An 18,637-nucleotide genomic window follows, 5' to 3' on the forward strand; every position below is an offset into this window, starting at 1 on the left:
AGCAATCAATGTCAGCATCTCCCATGTCAGCATTTCCCTGTGTGAGCCGCACGAGAGGGCCCTTGTGCCTGCTACTCATCCTGATATGGGCCGTGCTGTCCGGCGGGACTGCCATGGGGCAACCCGCAGCGCAGGGCCCGACCCTGCGTCCGGACACGATGCAGGCACGCGTGGCCGCCTGTACCGCCTGCCATGGCGCACAGGGCAAAGCGGGGACGGATGGCTACTATCCTCGCTTAGCCGGCAAACCTCGTGACTATCTTTACCATCAGTTGCTGAATTTTCGCGACGGTTTGCGTCAATATCGACCAATGACACATTTGCTAACAGGTCTGCCTGACGACTACCTGCTGGAAATTGCCACTTACTTTGCCGATCAGCATGTGCCGTATCCGCCGGCATCGCGGCCTGCGGTGTCCGCGAGTACGTTGGAGCACGGTCGCGTGTTGGCGACCCGAGGAGACACCGCTCGCGGCATTCCCGCCTGCGTGGCCTGCCATGGCACGTCATTCAGCGGACTGGCGCCCGCGATTCCGGGCCTGTTGGGCTTGCCGCGAGACTACATCGGCTCGCAAATCGGGGGTTGGAAAAACGGTTTGCGTCGAGCGGCGGAGCCAGATTGCATGGCCGATATTGTGCAGAAACTCACGCCAGAGGATATCGGAGCCCTGTCGGCCTGGTTGTCCTCGCGTACGATCGTGGAGCCTTATGTGCCAGATCCCGCCGGTTCAACGACCTTGCCTGCCGAATGCGGCAGCCAAGCCCAGCAGCGCTAAGGGGGCGGCATGAAACGCGTCATTTTGTATGTTCTGCTGGCCCTGGTCGTCGCGTGTGTGGTGGCGCTTGGCGTCGTGTACTGGCTGGGGACTCGCGATGAGGCGGTCCCGGCCGCCGCGGGGAACCCTGTCCAGGTGAGCGGCGCAGTGCAGACTGAAGGTCTGATCGAACAAGGCCGTTATCTGGCTCGTCTGGGCAATTGCATGGGATGCCACACAGCGCAAGGCGGTCAAGCCTATGCGGGAGGAACGCCGATCCCTACGCCATTTGGCACCTTGTACGGCCCCAACATCACGTCCGACGTACAAGCCGGCATAGGCGACTGGGACGCCGACGATTTTTGGCATGCCCTGCATAACGGTAAATCGAAAGATGGGAGTTTGCTGTACCCCGCTTTTCCTTATACCGAATACACGCGTGTATCGCGTGCTGATTCGGATGCGTTATTTGCTTTTCTGCGTACGGTGCCGCCATCCAGTCAGCCCAGTCGCGCGCATGAGTTGAAGTTTCCCTATGATCAAAGGGAGTTGCTGGCGTTTTGGCGGGCCCTGTATTTTGAGCCAGGGGTGCTGCAGCCGGAGGCCGGGCAATCGACGCAATGGAATCGTGGCCGCTATCTGGTCGAAGGGCTGGGTCATTGTGCTGCTTGTCACGCGCCGCGTAATAGCCACGGGGCCACGCGTGCCGCGGACGGCCTGGCCGGAGGAATGATTGCGGGGCTGGGGTGGTATGCCCCTTCTCTGGCCAATGACCCCGTGAGGGGGCTGGGCAAATGGAGCGCGCAAGATATCGCGACCCTATTGCGTACTGGGGTGGCGACGCACTCCACGGCCAGCGGGCCGATGGCGGAAGTGGTGCTGGGGAGTTCCCAATACCTGACCGAGACCGACGCGCTGGCGATGGGCCAGTATCTGAAATCCTTGCCAGCATCGTCAACGGATAGCGAGAACACGGTCACCCAACCCTCGACGGCGTTGCTGAACCACGGGGGCAAGCTGTACGCGCAGCACTGTGCCCAGTGCCATCAGGACCAAGGACAGGGCAGCGGGGTGGCCTGGCCAGCGTTAGCCGGTAATCCCACGGTGACGGCGCCGTCACCCGTCAACGCGATCCGACTGGTGCTCGATGGTGCCTACGCGCCCGCGACCGCCGCGAACCCGCGGCCGCACGGCATGCCGCCGTTTGGGCAGGTGCTGGGGGACAACGATATTGCGGCGCTGGTCTCGTATATCCGGTTCAGTTGGGATAACCGGGCGAGCGCTGTCACGGGATTTGACGTCAAGCGCGTGCGAGACGCGTCAACGTTGAACTGAGTTTGCAAGGGGGGCACGGCGCGATGGGGTGGCGCCGGCCCATTGATGTGATGGGGTTTATTTACTGCTTTGCAGAATCGCCATGGCCTGGCGTTCCATGAACTCGCCCAGCGTGTCGATGCCGCGCAGTTTCAGGATGGTGTTGCGCACGGCGGCCTCGACCAGCACGGCCAGGTTGCGACCGGCGGCCACTTGCAGCATGACTTTGCGCACAGGCAGGCCGAGCATGTCCTGGGTGATGTCCTGTAGGGGCAGGCGCTCGAATTTGTCTTGCGCCGTGGCGCGCACGAGGTGCACGATCAGTTTCAGGCGCATTTTGCGGCGGACCGAGGTTTCGCCAAAGATGGTGCGAATGTCCAGCAGGCCCAGGCCGCGAACCTCAAGCATGTTTTGCAAGAGCTGCGGGCAGTGACCCTCGATCATGCTGGGCGCGATGCGGGAAAACTCCACCGCGTCGTCGGCCACCAGGCCGTGTCCGCGCGAGATCAGCTCCAGCGCGAGTTCGCTTTTGCCCAGGCCGGATTCGCCTGTGATCAGCACGCCCAGGCCCAGCACGTCCATGAAAACGCCGTGTACGGTCGTGGTGGGCGCCAGTTTTTTGCTGAGATAGATACGTAACAAATCGATGAGCTGGGCCGCTGCGACGGGCGTGGACAGCAGCGGCACCTGGTGTTGCTCGCACTGATCGATCAGTTCTTGTAGGGGTGTCAGTCCATCGCCCAGCAGGATCGCCGGTACGCCGCCGAGCAAGAGCTCATCCATCAGATGGGTGCGGCGGCGCCGATCCATCCGCTCGTAGTAGGCGAGCTCTTCTACGCCAAAAACCTGGACGCGCGAGGGATGGATGAGATTCAGGTGACCCACCAGGTCGGCGGCCGCCATGCCATTATCGGGGACGGAGCGTTGGGCCGCAGGTTGGCCGGCGACCCAGTTGAAGGGGATATCGCCGACGTTATCGTCGATCAGTTCCTGGACCGTCAGCATGGCAGTAGTTCCGCGAACGTCAGCGTTGGCCCGTGGTCAGCATGCGATGGACTTCGGTCGGATCCGTCTCGGTGACCAGGGCTTCGCGCAACGCTTTGTTGGACATCAATTGCGCCAGTTCGGCCAGGATGTCCAAGTGTTGCTGAGTGGCCGTCTCGGGCACAAGCAGACACATCAGCATGATGACCGGCTCACCATCGGGCGCATCAAACGGCACCGGCTGCGCCAGCCGCACAAATGCGGCCAGGGGGGTTTCCAGACCTTTTACGCGACCATGCGGGACTGCCACGCCTTGGCCCAGGGCAGTGGATCCCAGGCGCTCGCGGGCAAACAGGCTGTCGAACACGATGGTTCGGGCCAAGCCATGATGGTTTTCAAAGAGTAGCCCGGCCTGCTCGAATGCCCGTTTCTTGCTGGTAACGGCCATGTCGAGCATGATGTTGCCGGCGGGTAGGATGCGCGACAAATGATTCATGCGGATCATTATAGGTGTTATCCCGCAGTGCAACAAACACTGCGTTCGCTCGCCTGTTGGAATCCACAAGCATAGTCGGTTCCGGGCGGGAATGGGAGGGGGTAACTTGCCGATGCCCCGGCGGGATCGAAACCATCCAGCGGGACACCGGTGTCAGGGCGATCCGTGAGGATCTTAAGGTTCAGTCCGGCCGTAGCGTGGCGCGAACAAGTAATGCTGTGCCTGCCTTATGGGCTGGGCGGTGCGCTGATATCGGGCAACCGCTTGACGGACTCTGCCGTGTGGCTCTGCATCTTGTCTTTGTGTTTCAAGACCTGACGGTCGATTTTGTCGACCAATAGATCGATGGCTGCATAGAGGTTTTCATCCACGGCTTCGCAATGGATATCCTTGCCGCGCAGTCTCATGGTGATTTCGGCTTTATGCCGCAGGGGCTCTACTGAGAGCATGACCTGGGTATCGATCACATGATCGAAATGCCGTAGCACTCGCGCCAGTTTGTTCATGACATATTCCCGGATGGCCGGGGTGACGTCGAGATGACGACCGCAGATGCTCAGGTTCATAGTGTGCTCTCCTTCCATATCAAAGAGAAATAAGTGCGCGTATTGCGCGGGAAAATGAGTAAAAAGGACCTCCTGTAGAAAAATAGAAATAGAACTGACTCAGTACTAGTGTATAGACTCTGCCCGGTAAAACAAGGGGCCCGGTCGCCGGGGTTACATCCGAAAATGTTCGCCTAGATAAACGCGCCGCACGGCGGGGTCGCCGACGATCTCGTCGGGCTGACCGTCCGTCAGAACCTTGCCCTCGCTGATGATGTACGCGCGGTCGCAGATCCCCAGTGTTTCCCTGACGTTGTGATCGGTGATGAGCACACCGATGCCGCGACCCTTGAGAAAGCGCACGATGCGTTGAATTTCGATGACGGCGATCGGATCGACGCCGGCAAAGGGCTCATCGAGCAGGATGAAACGCGGACGTGTGGCCAGGGCGCGGGCGATCTCGACGCGGCGGCGCTCGCCACCGGACAGCGAGATCGCGGCATTATCCCGGATATGACCGATCTGCAGGTCGTCGAGCAGGGCTTCAAGCTGCTCTTTAATTTCGGCCTGGGACAAGGCCTTGCCCTGCGCATTGAGTTGCAATTCCAGCACGGCCCGGATGTTTTGCTCAACGGTCAGACGTCGAAACACGGACGCATCCTGTGGCAGATAGGACAGCCCCATCCTCGCTCGTTTGTGAATCGGCATGGACGTGATGGTGGTGCCGTCGATTTCTATCCGGCCGGCGTCGGCGGGCACCAGTCCGACGATCATGTAGAAACTGGTGGTCTTGCCGGCGCCGTTGGGGCCCAGCAGGCCCACGACCTCGCCGCTGACGACCGACAGTGAGACATCTTGCACGACGGTGCGACCGTTGTAGATTTTGCGTAGGCCGGTGGCACGCAGGCTACCTTGTTTGACCCTGGGGGCGGACGACGAGGAAGACGGCGTGGAAGTCTGGGTCATTGCAACGGTATGAGCGGACGGCGAGGATGAATTAGCCATTTTGTTTGGCGTCTTTGGGGCCTTTTCCGCCACGGCATTCCGCGGCTGCGGCATCGGCTTTGGCACGCGGCTCGACAATCGAGCGTACGCGGCCGCCGGGCGCCGAGGAGTTGGCTCCCCCCTGGGCTTGGTATACCCCGGTTTTTTCGTTGTAGCGTACCCGCTCGCCACGGATGGTGTCGAAGGGTTTGCCACAGACGTAGCGGATGATGACGGCTTGCCCGATCAGGTCGAACTGACTTTTGTTGCTGTCATATTCGGCGCGCAGGCCTTTGCCCTCGATCACCTCGTAGGTGGCGGGCCGCTCTTGGCGGATGGTGACGACTTTACCTTTGTTGGCCCGGGCCGTGCCGTGCTGGTTGCCCGCGTCGTCTTCAGTGACCTCGAGTTCATCGGCGGTCAATTTCATGAGTCCGCGCGTCAGCACAACGTTACCAGTGAAAACGCTTTGACGCTTGATGTCATCGTAGTGCAGCGTGTCCGACAAAATCATCGTGCTGGGATCTTCGGCGGGCGCGTTCTGGTCTTGCGCGTGCACGCCGGCACCCATGCCCAGCAGCACGGTGGCGAGCAGGAACGTGATCGCGTGGCGGCGTGGCCGTGGGCTAAAGAAAGTCCGTAAGTCGGTCATGGTGGATTCTGGTTGGAGCCGTCTCGAGTGCGGCTGCGTGTTTCGGATCCGGCAATCTCGACGTCGGTGGACGCCGAGACCTGCAATTGCCGGGTTTTGTTGTTGTAGCGCATGCCAGTGCCGCTCATGCGTGAGTTGCCCTTGAGGACGATCGCAGGCAGGTCGGTGTAAATGACGTCCTCGTCAGGCAAGATGATGAGCTGTTCGCTACGTACGTCAAGCGCGTCGTTCTTTGCGTCTGGTTGGCGATGGACATGCGCCGAACCATTCATGATGATGCGATCACCGCCTTTTTCCATGATGGCGCTGTTGGCGGTGGCGACAGTGATAGGGTTGGCTTCTTGTTGGCCAACGGCCCGCGGGTCGGTGACATGGTAGGAGTCATCGTCCGGAAAGTGTTCGGCGTATGCGCCTTCCATACGATTGACGGGTTTGCCGCTGGCGTCCGTGCGCAACATGACGAAGTCGCGCGCCCAAGAATCCATCTCGTGGGTCAGGCGACGAGGCGGGTCGATGGGAATGGCACGCTGCGCGTAACCCGCCGCCCACCAGGTGCCGACCACTAGTGCAATCAGCAGCAGCAGGGCGATCAGCGCGGGAAGTCGTTCTTTCATGCGACGCCCTTGCGTTACTGAATCGCGCCCGGACCGAGCAGGCCGGGCGCGTTCATGAAGGCGCCGAGCCGGCCTTGGGCGGCCAGCAGCAGGTCGCAGCATTCGCGTACGGCGCCGCTGCCGCCGGGAACCGATGCCACCCAGTGCGCGGTCTGGGTGATGTAGCCGGGGGCGTTGGGGACGCTGGCAGCGAAACCGACCCGCTGCATGGCGGGCAAATCGATGATGTCGTCACCCATATAACCGATCTGGGAGAGTTCCATGCCGTGCCGTTGCGCCAGTTCGGTCAGTGCGGCGGCCTTGTCTCGTATGCCTTGCATGACATCGGCGATGCCGAGTTCGGCGGCGCGACGACTGACGATGGGGCCCGAGCGACCGGTAATCAGTGCGACCTTGAGGCCGCCTTCTGTGAGCAAGCGCAAGCCGTGGCCGTCCAGGGAATTAAAGCGTTTGAATAATTCGCCGCTCTCGCCGTAGTACAGGCTGCCATCGGTCAGGACGCCGTCGACGTCAAAAACCATCAGGCGTACGGCCGCGGCGCGCTGGCGTATGGCGGGAGCAATGCGGGCGAGCACCAGGGCTTCGGCGGGGTGGGGAAGAGGAGAAATCGTCATGGTCATACTACCTTCGCGGCCATCAGGTCATGCATGTGTAGGGCGCCCAACAGGGCGCCGTCGGCATCGACCACGAGCATCTGGTTCAGCCGTTGTTCGTCCATTTCCCGGGCGGCATCGACGGCCAGCGCATCGGGGCCGATGCTGCGCGGCAGGCGGGTCATGCCCTGGGCGACCGTTAGATTGCGAATGTCACCATGGCGTTCAATCAGGCGACGTAAATCGCCGTCAGTGAAAATGCCGACCGGCTTGCCTTCTGAATCTACCACGATGGTCATGCCCATGCCTTTGGCGGACATGACTTCGAGCACCGGAAAGAGGCTGGCGTCTTCGGTGACCAGGGGGAGCGCGGCGCCGTCGCGCATGACATCGCGGACGTGGGTCAACAGCCGGCGACCTAGCGTGCCGCCGGGATGCGAGCGGGCAAAGTCCTCGGGACCGAAGCCGCGGGCCTCCAGGCAAGCCACGGCGAGCGCGTCGCCGAGAGCCAGGGCGGCCGTCGTGCTGGCGGTCGGGGCCAGATTCAGCGGGCAGGCCTCTTGGGCCACGCTGGTGTCCAGGTGCCAGTCGGCCAATCGCGCCAATTCGGAGTCCGGGTTGCCGGTGATGGCGACCAGGGTGGTTCCCATACGACGGGCAACGGGCAAAATGGTGAGCAATTCCTGACCGGATCCGGAGTGTGAAATCGCGATCAGGACGTCGTCACGCGTAATCATGCCCAGGTCGCCATGGATGGCCTCGGCCGCATGGACGAAAAACGCCGGGGTGCCGGTCGAGGCAAAGGTGGCGGCGACTTTGCGGGCAATATGGCCCGTTTTGCCTATACCGCTGACCACGACGCGCCCACGACACGCCAGCAGCAGGTCGACGACGTGTCTAAAGTCGTCGTCCAGCCGTGCCGCCAGGTCGGTGAGGGCCTGTGCTTCGATTTGCAGGGTGCGGCGCGCCGAACTGAGCGCCGTCGCGGACGAGGGGGTGGGATGATCGATCATGGACGGATTTTAATCGCACTATGGCCAGTTGCTGATGGTCGGGGGGTATGGCATGCTGGCGCGGCAAATTTGCGTTTCCTTTCGCATCCATTCTTAGTCAGGTTCCTATCATGTCCTCGTTTCCCGCGCCCGTGCTAGGCACGCCTTTGTCCCCAACGGCCACCCGTGTCATGTTGCTGGGTTCTGGCGAGCTAGGTAAAGAAGTCATCATTGCCCTGCAACGGTTGGGTATCGAGGTTATCGCCGTGGATCGCTATGCGGATGCACCAGGTCATCAGGTCGCGCACCGTGCGCACGTCATCCCCATGACTGATCCCGAGGCCTTGCGGCGCGTGATCGAACAAGAACGTCCCGATGTCGTGGTGCCCGAGATCGAGGCGATTGCCACGGATGTGCTGGTGGCGCTAGAGGCCGCCGGCGCCGTGCGGGTGACGCCGACCGCGCGGGCTGCACAATTGACAATGAATCGCGAGGGGATTCGGCGTTTGGCCGCAGAAACCCTGAATCTCCCGGTCTCGCCCTATCGTTTCGTCGATACCGAGACCGAGTTGCGCCAGGCGATTGATAGTGGCATTGGCTATCCCTGCGTGGTCAAGCCCGTGATGTCCTCGTCGGGCAAAGGGCAATCCGTCATTCATGGGCCTGACGATATTGAGGCTGCCTGGCAATATTCCCAAGAAGGCGGCCGCGTGGGCGCCGGTCGCATCATTGTCGAAGGCTTTATCCGCTTTGATTACGAAATCACTCTGCTGACCGTGCGAGCACGCGGTGCGAATGGTGACATCGAGACGTTTTTCTGCGACCCGATCGGTCACCGCCAGGTCGACGGCGACTATGTCGAAAGCTGGCAGCCGCATCCCATGTCGCCGATCGCGCTGGAGCGCTCGCGCGAGATTGCCCGTGCCATTACGAGCGATCTGGGCGGAATGGGGGTCTTTGGGGTCGAACTGTTCGTGGCCGGGGATCAGGTCTGGTTTTCCGAAGTCAGTCCGCGGCCGCACGATACGGGCATGGTGACCATGATTTCCCAGGTACAAAGCGAGTTCGAATTGCATGCTCGTGCGTTGCTGGGTCTGCCTGTCGATACGGCGCTGCGTCAGGCCGGCGCCAGCAGCGTGATTTACGGGGGGCTCGACACGCGTGGAGTGTCGTTTCACGACGTCGCACAGGCGCTGGCCGAATCCGGCACCGATCTGCGGCTATTCGGCAAGCCCGAATCTTTTGTAAAGCGTCGCATGGGCGTGGCGTTGGCGGTTGCCGACAATGTCGAGGCCGCTCGCGAAAAGGCCAAACGCGTTTCGTCGACGGTGACCGTCAAGGCCTGAGTCTGATCGGGCAGGTGCCACGGCGAAAAATGCCAAGGGTTTGATCTTTATCAGGGTTAGGCAGTTTATCCGCGCGGTCCTTAATACAAAGTCATTTTTGCGGCCGTATCATGCCGCGATATGACGTCTTTGATCTTTTTTCCGAGTTGCCGTGAGTGTGGCTGCGCTACATCACAGGATTTGCCTTCGTATTCTGTTTGTTCGATAATTTCAGGAATTTCTGAAATCAACGTAATAAAATAATGCCACTCAGCCCTCAAACCGAACGTTTCGTCCTGCATTTTGGCGAGATGGGCAGCCGCTGGGGAGTTAACCGGACGGTTGGGCAGATGTATGCATTGCTGTTCCTGTCTCCGCAGCCGTTGCATGCGGATGACATTGCCGAGGCGCTGGGATTTTCGCGCTCGAACGTCAGCATGGGACTCAAAGAGCTGCAGTCCTGGCGGCTGGTCAAGCTGATTCACCAGATTGGAGATCGGCGCGATTACTTTGAAACCCCCAAAGACGTCTGGGAAATCTTCCGCATTTTGATGGAAGAAAAGCGTAAGCGCGAAATCGATCCGACGTTGACGATGCTGCGTGACACGCTGTTGGAGGCGCCTATGGGCGAGGCCGAGGCTTATGCGCATGAACGTATGGACGAAATGCTCAAACTCATCGAGCTCACCACCGGTTGGTTCGATGAGGTGCATAGCCTACCCCCAGAAACGCTGCAACGGCTGATGCGGATGGGCACCAAGGTTCAAAAGGTTCTGGATTTTGCCGGCAAGCTGCGGGGCCGGGATTGACATCGCAGCGCACAATGAGAGCCCCTATGAAGTTGCCCTGTATGTCCCTATTATGGGATACCTGTTGCGTCGGTCGCGGCGTGCAAATGCCGTCGTGGTGTGCTGTCTGTTCGGGGGCTGTCCATGATTGATTTAGACGTCGTGAATTTGTCGCGGTTTCAGTTTGCCGCGACAGTCATGTATCACTTCATTTTTGTGCCGCTGACCTTGGGCTTGTCATTCATTCTCGCCATCATGGAGAGTGTGTACGTCATGACGGGGCGCGACATCTGGCGCCGCATGACGATGTTCTGGGGCACATTGTTCGGCATCAATTTCGCGTTGGGCGTGGCCACGGGCGTCGTGATGGAGTTCCAGTTCGGCATGAACTGGTCCTACTACAGCCACTACGTGGGCGATGTGTTTGGCGCGCCGTTGGCGCTCGAGGGCCTGATGGCGTTCTTCCTCGAGGCGACCTTTGTCGGGCTGTTCTTCTTTGGCTGGAATCGTCTCTCGAAGGTTGGGCACTTAACCGTGACCTGGCTGGTGGCGTTTGGCACCAATTTTTCTGCGCTGTGGATTTTGATCGCCAATGGCTGGATGCAGAACCCGGTAGGGGCGGTGTTCAACCCCGACACCATGCGTATGGAGATGACGGATTTTGCCGCCGTTATTTTCAACCCGGTGGCACAGGCTAAGTTCGTACATACGGTCAGCGCCGGTTACGTAGCGGGTGCGATGTTTGTGATGTCGATCAGTGCCTGGTATCTACTGCGCCGTCGTCACGTGGACCTGGCTAAACGCTCCATGACGGTAGCGGCCAGTTTTGGTCTGGCCGCGTCCCTGTCGGTCGTGGTGCTGGGTGACGAAAGCGGTTACCTGACCACGGAACATCAGAAAATGAAGATTGCGGCCATTGAGGCGATGTGGCATACCGAGCCCGCACCGGCCAGCTTTAATCTGTTTGCTATTCCCAATCAGGCCGAGCGCAAGAATGATTTCGCGATCGAGATCCCCTATGTGATGGGCATCATCGGTACGCGTTCGCTGACGACGCCGTTGTTGGGGATCGACGATCTGGTCAGGCGCGCCGAGTTTCGTATTCGTGAGGGGATCGTCGCGTACCAGGCCATGGAACGCATACGGGCCAATCCAGACGATGTCGAGGCCCGTATGATCCTGGACAAAGGGTGGCCCGATCTGGGATACGCCTTGTTGGTCAAGCGCTATCAACCCGATCTGAGCAAAGTCACCGACGCCGAGATTCAACAGGCGGCGATAGACACGATTCCGACCGTGGCGCCGCTATTCTGGGCGTTTCGCATCATGGTGGCCGTGGGGATGTATCTGATCCTGTTCTTCGCGGTGGCGTTTTGGTTGGCTTCGCGTGGGCACCTGGAGAAGCGACCCGCACTCCTGAAGATCGCGTTATGGAGCCTGCCGTTGCCATGGGTGGCGATCGAGGCGGGATGGTTTGTCGCAGAGTATGGGCGTCAACCCTGGGTGATCGAAGGGGTGCTGCCGACGTACTATGCGGCGTCCGGCCTGACCGTTACCGATCTGGTGATCAGTTTGACGATATTCCTGGTGTTGTATACCGCACTATTGGTTGTCGGCGTGAAGGTGATGCTGCATGCGATCAAGGCAGGGCCCAAATCGGACTTGGCCGTTGCGCGTCCGACGCCGGCCGACCCGGTGGCCGCCGCTGTTGATGCCTACTAAGCCCGGAGATCACACATGGAAACGCTGATTCCTTTTGACTACGCGACATTGCGCGTGATCTGGTGGGCGCTGTTGGGCCTGCTATTGATCGGATTTGCCGTCATGGACGGTTTTGACTTGGGCGTCGCGGCGTTGCTGCCTGTTGTGGCGCACACCGATGCCGAGCGGCGGGTGGTCATTAACGTCGTGGCACCTGTCTGGGAGGGCAACCAGGTCTGGTTGATTACGGGCGGAGGCGCTATTTTTGCGGCCTGGCCGCTGCTCTATGCGGCGTCATTTTCCGGGTTTTATCTGGCGATGATGCTGGCGCTGCTCGCGCTCATCTTGCGACCGGTGGCTTTCAAATATCGCAGCAAAATGGAAGGCAGCCGTTGGCGTAAAACCTGGGATGGCGTGCTCTGCGGGACGGGCGTGGTGGCCGCGCTGGTGTTCGGGGTGGCCATGGGCAATCTGATCGTGGGCGTGCCGTTTGGTTTTGATAGCGCTTCTTTGCGACCCGAGTACCACGGGCACTTTTATCAGTTGTTCAGTCCTTTCGCGTTGTTGGCCGGTATCGTGAGCGTACTCATGGTGGTGATGCACGGCGCGGTGGTGCTGGCGTGGCGAACCGAAGGCGCGGTAGCGGCACGGGCGCGTCATGCCGGGCGCATCGCTGCCGTGCTGACAGCCGTGCTATTTGCCGCCGGAGGATTCTGGATCGCGGGAGCGATCGATGGTCATGTCATTACCAGTGCCGTGAATACGATGGCGCCTTCGAATCCCACCCTCAAAGAGGTCGCCGTCCAGGCGGGCAGTTGGATGCTCAACTTTGAAAAATGGCCCCTGGCCTGGATTGCACCCGCGCTGGGCGTCGGCGGCGCGTTGGTGGTGGCTTTGCTGCTGACGGTACGGGCGCACTGGCTGGCGTTCATCGTCTCGTCGCTGGCCATCGCGGGTGTCATCCTGACGGTCGGGTTTGCGCTGTTTCCCTTCTTGATGCCGTCGTCGACGAATCCGAATTTCGGGTTGACCATATGGGATGCATCGTCGAGCAAGCTGACGTTGTGGATCATGGTGTTGGCGGTCGCATTTTTTCTGCCGATCATCACGCTCTACACCGCCTGGGTCTACCGTGTAATGCGCGGTAAAGTCACGACCGAGTCGATTTCGGAAACGCCTAATTCTTATTGAGCCTAATACGTTATTGCGTATTGCGAGGAGCGTTAAATCATGTGGTATTTCTCGTGGATTTTGGGCTTGAGCCTAGCCTGTGCGTTCGGCATTTTGAACGCCATGTGGTTCGAACTGCGTGAAGGCGCAGAGCACGATCCGGCCAAGACGTCTGGCCGCGTGTGACCCGCGTGCAGCAGGGGCCTTCGGGGGCGACATCTGCCTCGACGTTGGGGGCCGACAAGCTGCCGCGCGAGCACGTCCGTTGGCTAAGTGCCCAGGCCCGCATCCCGCGGGTACCGCTGGCATTGGCCATTGCGGCGCCTCTCTTGGGTGGGGTGCTGCTGTTAGTGCAGGCCTGGTTGTTGGCGCAGGTGCTAGATGCTGCGATTGCCCATCAGGTGCCGCGTACGGCGCTGGTGGGCAAGATCTCGGTGATTATCGTGCTGATGGTAGTGCGCGCGGGGCTGGCGTGGGTCAGCGAGCGGGCAGGCGCGCGCGCGGCCGAGGACATTAAGCAGCGTATTCGCTTGGCGTTGTTTGATCGGCTGGTGAGTCGCGGCCCCGTATGGTCGCGGGCGCGCGTGTCCGGTGAGCTGGCCAGCGGCATCGTCGATCAGGTCGAGGCCCTTGATAGCTTTTTCTCTCGGTATTTGCCCGCCGCTGTCTCTGCCGCGCTGCTGCCCATCACCTTTGCGGTGGTGTTGCTGCCGTTTGATTGGATTGCGGGCCTGCTGCTGCTCGTGACCGCACCGCTGATTCCCCTGTTCATGGCGTTGGTCGGGTGGGGGGCCGAGGCGGCGAGTCGCCGGCATTTGCGGGCCTTTGCGCGGTTGTCGGGTTTTTTTGCAGATCGCTTGCGCGGATTGTCGACGCTGAAACTGTATGGTCGTGCCCAGGCCGAGGCGACGTCGGTGGCGACGGCCAGCGAGGCCGTACGTCAGCGCACGATGTCGGTGTTACGTATCGCCTTTCTGTCCTCCGCCGTCCTGGAGTTTTTCGCTGCGCTGGGTGTCGCCGGCATGGCCGTGTATTTTGGTCTGACGTATCTGGGTTTTCTGGATTTGCGCGCGACTGGGCTGACGTTGCAGGTCGGGCTTTTCTGCTTGCTAATGGCGCCTGAGGCGTATGCGCCGTTGCGTCAGTTTGCCGCGCATTATCACGATAGGGCGGCCGCGCGCGCGGCAACCGCGCAAATCGCGACGGCGTTCGAGGGACTGCCTGAAACGTTGCGGTCCGAGGCCGAGCCCGTGATGACGCCTGCCGATGCGGCGGACGATGCGCGTCTTCCCGAACGCACAGGATCTTCGACACGGCCTCTTGCGGGTGTCGCAATGAGTGTGTCCGCGCCCGGTTTGACGGTACACGCGCCGGGCCGGTCCGCGCCTGTGCTCGACGCGGCGTCGATCCGTCTGGCGGCGGGCGAGCAGGTGGCGTTGATGGGCCCCAGCGGGAGTGGCAAGACCACCTTGCTGGAAACACTTTGTCGCTTGCGTCCTGGCCAAGGTGCGATCGAGCTCGGCGGCATACCGCTGGCAGATTGGGACGAGAGCGCGTTGCGTACGCATGTCGCCCTCATCGGACAAAAGCCCTTTTTGTTTGCGGGCAGCATCGCGGACAACATTCGATTGGGCCGACCCGATGCGACCGATGCGCAGGTGCATGAGGCCGCGCGTCGCGCGTATGTGTGGGAGTTTGCGTCGCCCCTGCCCGCAGGTCTGGATACTGAACTGGGCACGCGGGGACGCGGACTGTCTGGCGGTCAGGCGCAGCGGGTCGCGCTGGCGCGACTGTTTCTGCGAGACCCCGGGCTGATCCTGCTGGACGAGCCGACCGCGCATCTGGACGGGGCGATGCAAATGCAAGTCCTGGACGAAATACTGGCGTTTGCACAGGGGCGCACGCTGCTGCTGGCGACCCATGCTTCGGCCGTGGCGCAGCGCTTGTCGCGAACGATTCAGGTGGTGCATAGCAAGCTGGAGCCCGCATGAAATCCCTCCTGCGGTTGTTGCCATCTTTATATCGCCGCCGCTGGGTGAGTTTGGCAGGATCGCTGTTGCTGGCGCTATTGACGATCGCCGCCGGCGTGGGATTGCTCGGCGTATCGGGCTGGTTTTTGAGTGCGGCCGCCTTGGCGGGAGCGGGGGCCTTTTTTAACCTGTTCGCGCCGTCGGCGCTGGTGCGGATGTTGTCTTTTGTGCGCATCGCGTCGCGTTATGCGGAGCGATTGGTAGGGCATGCCGCCACGCTGCGCTTGTTGACGGATTTGCGCAGCCGCGTGTTCACGGCGCTGGTGGCGTTGACGCCTCGCCAGTTGGGGCGCTATCGCGATGGCGACTTGGTGGCGCGTTTGACAGGGGACGTCGATGCCCTGGATACCGTGTTTCTACACGTACTGACCCCCATGCTTACGTCCGGCATTGCGGCGGTCGTGCTGGCTGTCGTGCTGGGCGTCTGGGTGCCCGCGGCGGGGTGGGTGTTGGCTGGTGCGATGGGGGTGGCCTGTCTGGTGATTCCCGTCTGGCAGGCGCGTGCTGCGCGTGTGCCTGGGGTTGAACTTCAAGAAAATCTGGCGGCGTTGCGAGCGACCACACTCGAGGTGGTGGAAAGTCACGCTGACCTGATGGCCTTGTCTGCCGTGGATCAGGTCAGATCCGGATTTGCCGTGGACTGCCGGCGCGCGGCGCGCGCCCATGAAACGCAAATGCACGTGGCGGCCAATGGCGTGTGGCTGCTGCAGGTCCTGGCCGGCGTTTGTGTGCTGGGCGTTTTGTGGTTCGGTCTGGAAGGGTTGCGCCAGGGACGGTTGAGCGGACCGTTGTTGGCGGGACTGCTGTTGGCGGTCATCGGTATTTTTGAGGTCACGGGTCCATTGATGCGAGGCGCCGCAAGATTGGGGGGCGCAGTCGCGGCCGCGCAGCGTATTCGCGCTCTGGTTGAACAGATACCTGATCAACGTGACCCGGCGCACCCCCGGTCCTTGCCCGCGCAGGGAGCGATTGAGTTTGATGACGTGTCTTTTGCTTACCCGAGTGCGGAGGAGGCGCTGACGGCGCCGGTGTTGAAATCGATCAATTTGCGTATCGAGCCGGGTGAGCACGTCGCCATCACCGGCCCCAGCGGAGCAGGCAAGTCCACATTGTTGCAACTGTTGGTGCGACTCGAGGATCCCCAGTCTGGATGCGTGCGTTTTGGCGGTGTGGATTTGCGTCAGGCGTCGTTAGCGGAATTGCACAGCAAAGTAGCGTGGTTGGCGCAGGACGCGCCGGCGTTTCTGGGCACGCTGCGAACCAACTTGTTGATCGGTGATGCGCAGGCCGATGAGGCGTCGCTGTGGGCGGCGTTGGATGGGGCACGGTTGGGAGACTTTGCGCGGAGCTTGCCGGATGGACTGGATACCTGGGTCGGAGAGACGGGGGCGAGTCTATCGATGGGGCAAGCACGTCGCTTGTGTCTGGCGCGGGCCTTGTTGACGCCCTGTCCGGTCCTGGCCCTGGATGAGCCCACCGCCGGGCTGGCGGAAGACGCACAGGAGGCTTTTTTTACCGATCTGGCACGTGCTGCGGCGGGCCGCACGGTCGTGTTGGTAACGCATGCGCGTTTGCCGCCGGGCGCGGTGGACCGCACGCTGCGCTTGCGTGGCGGATGTCTGGAAGTTTCTGTTCTAGCCTAACCGCACGGGCGCGGTTATAGTTCGCCTTGCATTAATTTATCCCCGGGGCATGCTTATGCAGACCGACAACGTCGAACTGATTCGGCGCACCATCCGCAGCATACCCGACTGGCCACGCCCGGGCGTGATGTTTCGTGATATCACGCCATTATTGCAAGATCCTCGCACTTTTCGTGTCCTGATCGACCTGTTTGTGTACCGCTATATGCGCCAGCGTTTAGATTTGGTCGCGGGCGTCGACGCGCGTGGCTTCATCATTGGCAGCGTCCTGGCGTACGAGTTGAATCTGGGCTTTGTACCGGTGCGCAAGAGCGGCAAGCTGCCATTTCGTACGGTCGCCGAAGAATACACACTGGAATACGGCAACTCGTCCGTGGAAATGCACGCCGACGCGGTGCGTACGGGCCAGCGCGTGCTGTTGGTGGATGACCTGATTGCCACGGGTGGCACGATGTTGGCCGCGATCAAGCTACTGCAGCGACTCGGGGCTAATGTCGTCGAGGCCGCCGCGATTGTGGATCTGCCCGACTTGGGTGGGTCGGGCAAGATTGCCGCAACGGGTACACCGCTGTTTACTGTGTGTAGCTACGGCTCGGCGGATTAGGCGGCGTTCAATTGGTCATGCCTTGTGGCGATATCCGCGTCCGGCTGCAGCCATGAGGTCGGGTTAATCAATCGTGGCTGAATAAAGTCCAGAAATGCCCGTGTTTTCGCAGGAATCATGCGCGAAGGCAGCAGCGCGAACAATGGGACAGGCGTCAGGCGCCACTCGGGCAGCACGAGCACCAAATCTTTGTTGGCAATCGGGTGGCCAATGGGCTCAAAGTGCAGCAAGGGCGCGATACCCATGCCCTGATTGGCCAAGCTCGACAGCATGCCTACGTTGTTGGCCGCCACTCGCCCAGATACGGCAATGCGCTCGGTCTTGTCGCCCGAATGCAGCGTCCAGTGCGAGAACGCATCGCTCATGGCGGGACGCAGGCACTCGTGGTGTTCCAGGTCGCTCGGTATGCGTGGGGTGCCGTGCAGCTTCAGGTATTGCGATGACGCGTATAAACGGTGTTCCATGAGCACGACCTGGCGTGCGACCAGACTTGAATCGGGTTGCTGACCGAATCGCAATACGAGATCATACGGATTGCTGATCGGGTCGACTGGATGTATGTTCAGGTCAAAATCGCACTCGATATCGGGATACTGTGTGCGAAAGTCGCGGATGATCGCGGGTAAAAATATCTGCGCCAAGCTGGAAGGCATCGAGACACGCAGGCGTCCTTTGGGCTGGGCGGCCATGTCCACTAATTGGTCGTGCGCGACGCTGGCTTCTTCAATAATAGGGCGGCAACGTTCAAAATATATCTGACCGGCTTCGGTCAGATCGATGCGTCGAGTGCTGCGGTTAAGCAGTTTCATGCCGATGTTGTGCTCAAGGTCGCTAACTCGCCGTGATAGGGTCGAGGCGGGCATATTGAGTGCTTCGGCGGCATGACTGAAATTCTTGCGCTTGGCGACTTCGACAAACAGGGCGATGTCGTTTAGCTGGATATCCATGATCTTTCTGCGAGTAATGTGCCGAATACATACGATATCCCAATGTAATGGTGCGCGTCTGCGTGAAAAATGGGAAAGACTGTTCCAGTGGGCCGAACAAACGCTCGTGTCGGTCATGCGCAGAGGCGGCATGAATGGTGAAGACATTTAGTTTGGTGCGGATGATGGAAAAGCATTCAAAAAAAGGAAAATCCCGCGCTCAGGTCCGTGCGGAGCTTGCTGCTGCCAAGGCCGCAGGCGAGGTGACTGACGGCGAACAGGACTATCCGCCTGTTCAGTCGGCGACGACAGTCCAGACGCGCGAGCAAGTTCGCGCCGAACTTGAGCAAGCCCGTGCTGCTGGCGACGTGAGCTCAGGTGATCTGGACTATCCGCCGCCACTTCGTGCCACAACCCATAAAACACGCGAGCAAGTGCGGGCCGAACTACAGGCCGCTAAAGCGGCTGGGGAAGTGACGTACGGCGAACAGGACTATCCTCCAGAGCGTCGATAGCGAGCG

At 60.8% G+C, this 18,637-nt stretch carries 20 protein-coding genes; 11 read left to right on the forward strand and 9 right to left on the reverse strand.

The genetic code is table 11. From position 1 onward, the window contains the following. Positions 1-113: 113 nt before the first annotated feature. Entirely contained in the window at positions 114-776 is a 663-nt protein-coding gene (locus tag ACNAZS_RS25750) for a c-type cytochrome (protein WP_415793461.1), read from the forward strand. 9 nt (positions 777-785) lie between these two features. After that, positions 786-2,090 carry a c-type cytochrome gene (locus tag ACNAZS_RS25755; protein ID WP_415793420.1) on the forward strand — a complete coding sequence of 435 codons (1,305 nt, stop codon included), beginning with the start codon at positions 786-788 and terminating at the stop codon, positions 2,088-2,090. 57 nt (positions 2,091-2,147) lie between these two features. On the opposite strand, the gene hprK is transcribed toward ACNAZS_RS25755, so the two are convergent. The 8 genes from hprK to ACNAZS_RS25795 form a co-directional block, all read right to left on the reverse strand. Then, positions 2,148-3,074 carry an HPr(Ser) kinase/phosphatase gene (gene hprK, locus ACNAZS_RS25760; RefSeq protein ID WP_415793421.1) on the reverse strand — a complete coding sequence of 309 codons (927 nt, stop codon included), beginning with the start codon at positions 3,072-3,074 and terminating at the stop codon, positions 2,148-2,150. A gap of 19 nt (positions 3,075-3,093) precedes the next feature. Continuing rightward, positions 3,094-3,549 (reverse strand): PTS sugar transporter subunit IIA, encoded by a 456-nt coding sequence (locus ACNAZS_RS25765; RefSeq protein WP_415793462.1) that lies wholly within the window; start codon positions 3,547-3,549, stop codon positions 3,094-3,096. A 227-nt stretch (positions 3,550-3,776) separates the two neighbouring features. Beyond that, positions 3,777-4,115 carry a ribosome hibernation-promoting factor, HPF/YfiA family gene (gene hpf / locus ACNAZS_RS25770; protein WP_415793422.1) on the reverse strand — a complete coding sequence of 113 codons (339 nt, stop codon included), beginning with the start codon at positions 4,113-4,115 and terminating at the stop codon, positions 3,777-3,779. A gap of 153 nt (positions 4,116-4,268) precedes the next feature. Then, positions 4,269-5,060, reverse strand: coding sequence for an LPS export ABC transporter ATP-binding protein (gene lptB / locus ACNAZS_RS25775; RefSeq protein ID WP_415793423.1), 792 nt, complete (start codon positions 5,058-5,060; stop codon positions 4,269-4,271). 31 nt (positions 5,061-5,091) lie between these two features. Then, entirely contained in the window at positions 5,092-5,730 is a 639-nt protein-coding gene (lptA, locus tag ACNAZS_RS25780) for a lipopolysaccharide transport periplasmic protein LptA (RefSeq protein WP_415793424.1), read from the reverse strand. Beyond that, on the reverse strand, positions 5,727-6,344 hold the full coding sequence (lptC, locus tag ACNAZS_RS25785; protein ID WP_415793425.1) for an LPS export ABC transporter periplasmic protein LptC: 618 nt from the start codon (positions 6,342-6,344) through the stop codon (positions 5,727-5,729). The genes lptA and lptC overlap by 4 nt, the downstream gene beginning before the upstream one ends. Positions 6,345-6,358: 14 nt before the next feature. Continuing rightward, positions 6,359-6,964, reverse strand: coding sequence for a KdsC family phosphatase (locus ACNAZS_RS25790; RefSeq protein ID WP_415793427.1), 606 nt, complete (start codon positions 6,962-6,964; stop codon positions 6,359-6,361). After that, positions 6,961-7,950: a KpsF/GutQ family sugar-phosphate isomerase gene (locus tag ACNAZS_RS25795; RefSeq protein WP_415793428.1), complete on the reverse strand. Its 990-nt coding sequence runs from the start codon at positions 7,948-7,950 to the stop codon at positions 6,961-6,963. The genes ACNAZS_RS25790 and ACNAZS_RS25795 overlap by 4 nt, the downstream gene beginning before the upstream one ends. A gap of 110 nt (positions 7,951-8,060) precedes the next feature. Here ACNAZS_RS25795 and purT point away from each other — a divergent pair, with 110 nt between their 5' ends. The 8 genes from purT (at position 8,061) to ACNAZS_RS25835 (ending at position 17,190) form a co-directional block, all read left to right on the forward strand. Further along, positions 8,061-9,275 carry a formate-dependent phosphoribosylglycinamide formyltransferase gene (gene purT, locus ACNAZS_RS25800; protein WP_415793429.1) on the forward strand — a complete coding sequence of 405 codons (1,215 nt, stop codon included), beginning with the start codon at positions 8,061-8,063 and terminating at the stop codon, positions 9,273-9,275. Positions 9,276-9,517: 242 nt separating this feature from the next. After that, positions 9,518-10,063 carry a GbsR/MarR family transcriptional regulator gene (locus tag ACNAZS_RS25805; RefSeq protein ID WP_415793430.1) on the forward strand — a complete coding sequence of 182 codons (546 nt, stop codon included), beginning with the start codon at positions 9,518-9,520 and terminating at the stop codon, positions 10,061-10,063. Positions 10,064-10,186: 123 nt separating this feature from the next. Next, a complete protein-coding gene (locus ACNAZS_RS25810; protein WP_415793431.1) occupies positions 10,187-11,764 on the forward strand; it encodes a cytochrome ubiquinol oxidase subunit I in 1,578 nt (525 codons plus the stop codon). A gap of 15 nt (positions 11,765-11,779) precedes the next feature. After that, positions 11,780-12,934, forward strand: a complete 1,155-nt coding sequence (gene cydB / locus ACNAZS_RS25815; RefSeq protein ID WP_415793432.1) for a cytochrome d ubiquinol oxidase subunit II — start codon at positions 11,780-11,782, stop codon at positions 12,932-12,934. Between the two features lie 39 nt (positions 12,935-12,973). Beyond that, positions 12,974-13,099: a cytochrome bd-I oxidase subunit CydX gene (gene cydX / locus ACNAZS_RS25820; protein ID WP_415793433.1), complete on the forward strand. Its 126-nt coding sequence runs from the start codon at positions 12,974-12,976 to the stop codon at positions 13,097-13,099. Between the two features lie 5 nt (positions 13,100-13,104). After that, entirely contained in the window at positions 13,105-14,904 is a 1,800-nt protein-coding gene (gene cydD, locus ACNAZS_RS25825; protein ID WP_415793434.1) for a thiol reductant ABC exporter subunit CydD, read from the forward strand. Next, positions 14,901-16,586, forward strand: a complete 1,686-nt coding sequence (gene cydC / locus ACNAZS_RS25830; protein ID WP_415793435.1) for a thiol reductant ABC exporter subunit CydC — start codon at positions 14,901-14,903, stop codon at positions 16,584-16,586. The genes cydD and cydC overlap by 4 nt, the downstream gene beginning before the upstream one ends. Before the next feature lie 55 nt (positions 16,587-16,641). Beyond that, entirely contained in the window at positions 16,642-17,190 is a 549-nt protein-coding gene (locus ACNAZS_RS25835) for an adenine phosphoribosyltransferase (RefSeq protein ID WP_415793436.1), read from the forward strand. Here ACNAZS_RS25835 and ACNAZS_RS25840 read toward each other — a convergent pair. Beyond that, positions 17,187-18,137: a LysR family transcriptional regulator gene (locus ACNAZS_RS25840; RefSeq protein ID WP_415793437.1), complete on the reverse strand. Its 951-nt coding sequence runs from the start codon at positions 18,135-18,137 to the stop codon at positions 17,187-17,189. The genes ACNAZS_RS25835 and ACNAZS_RS25840 overlap by 4 nt on opposite strands. Positions 18,138-18,271: 134 nt before the next feature. Between ACNAZS_RS25840 and ACNAZS_RS25845 the strand changes: the two genes are divergently transcribed. Further along, entirely contained in the window at positions 18,272-18,631 is a 360-nt protein-coding gene (locus ACNAZS_RS25845; protein ID WP_415793438.1) for a DUF4148 domain-containing protein, read from the forward strand. The last annotated feature ends 6 nt before the right edge of the window (positions 18,632-18,637 follow it).

The sequence above is a fragment of the Bordetella tumulicola genome, assembly GCF_965138755.1.
GTDB classification, from domain to species: Bacteria; Pseudomonadota; Gammaproteobacteria; order Burkholderiales; family Burkholderiaceae_B; genus Bordetella_A; species Bordetella_A tumulicola.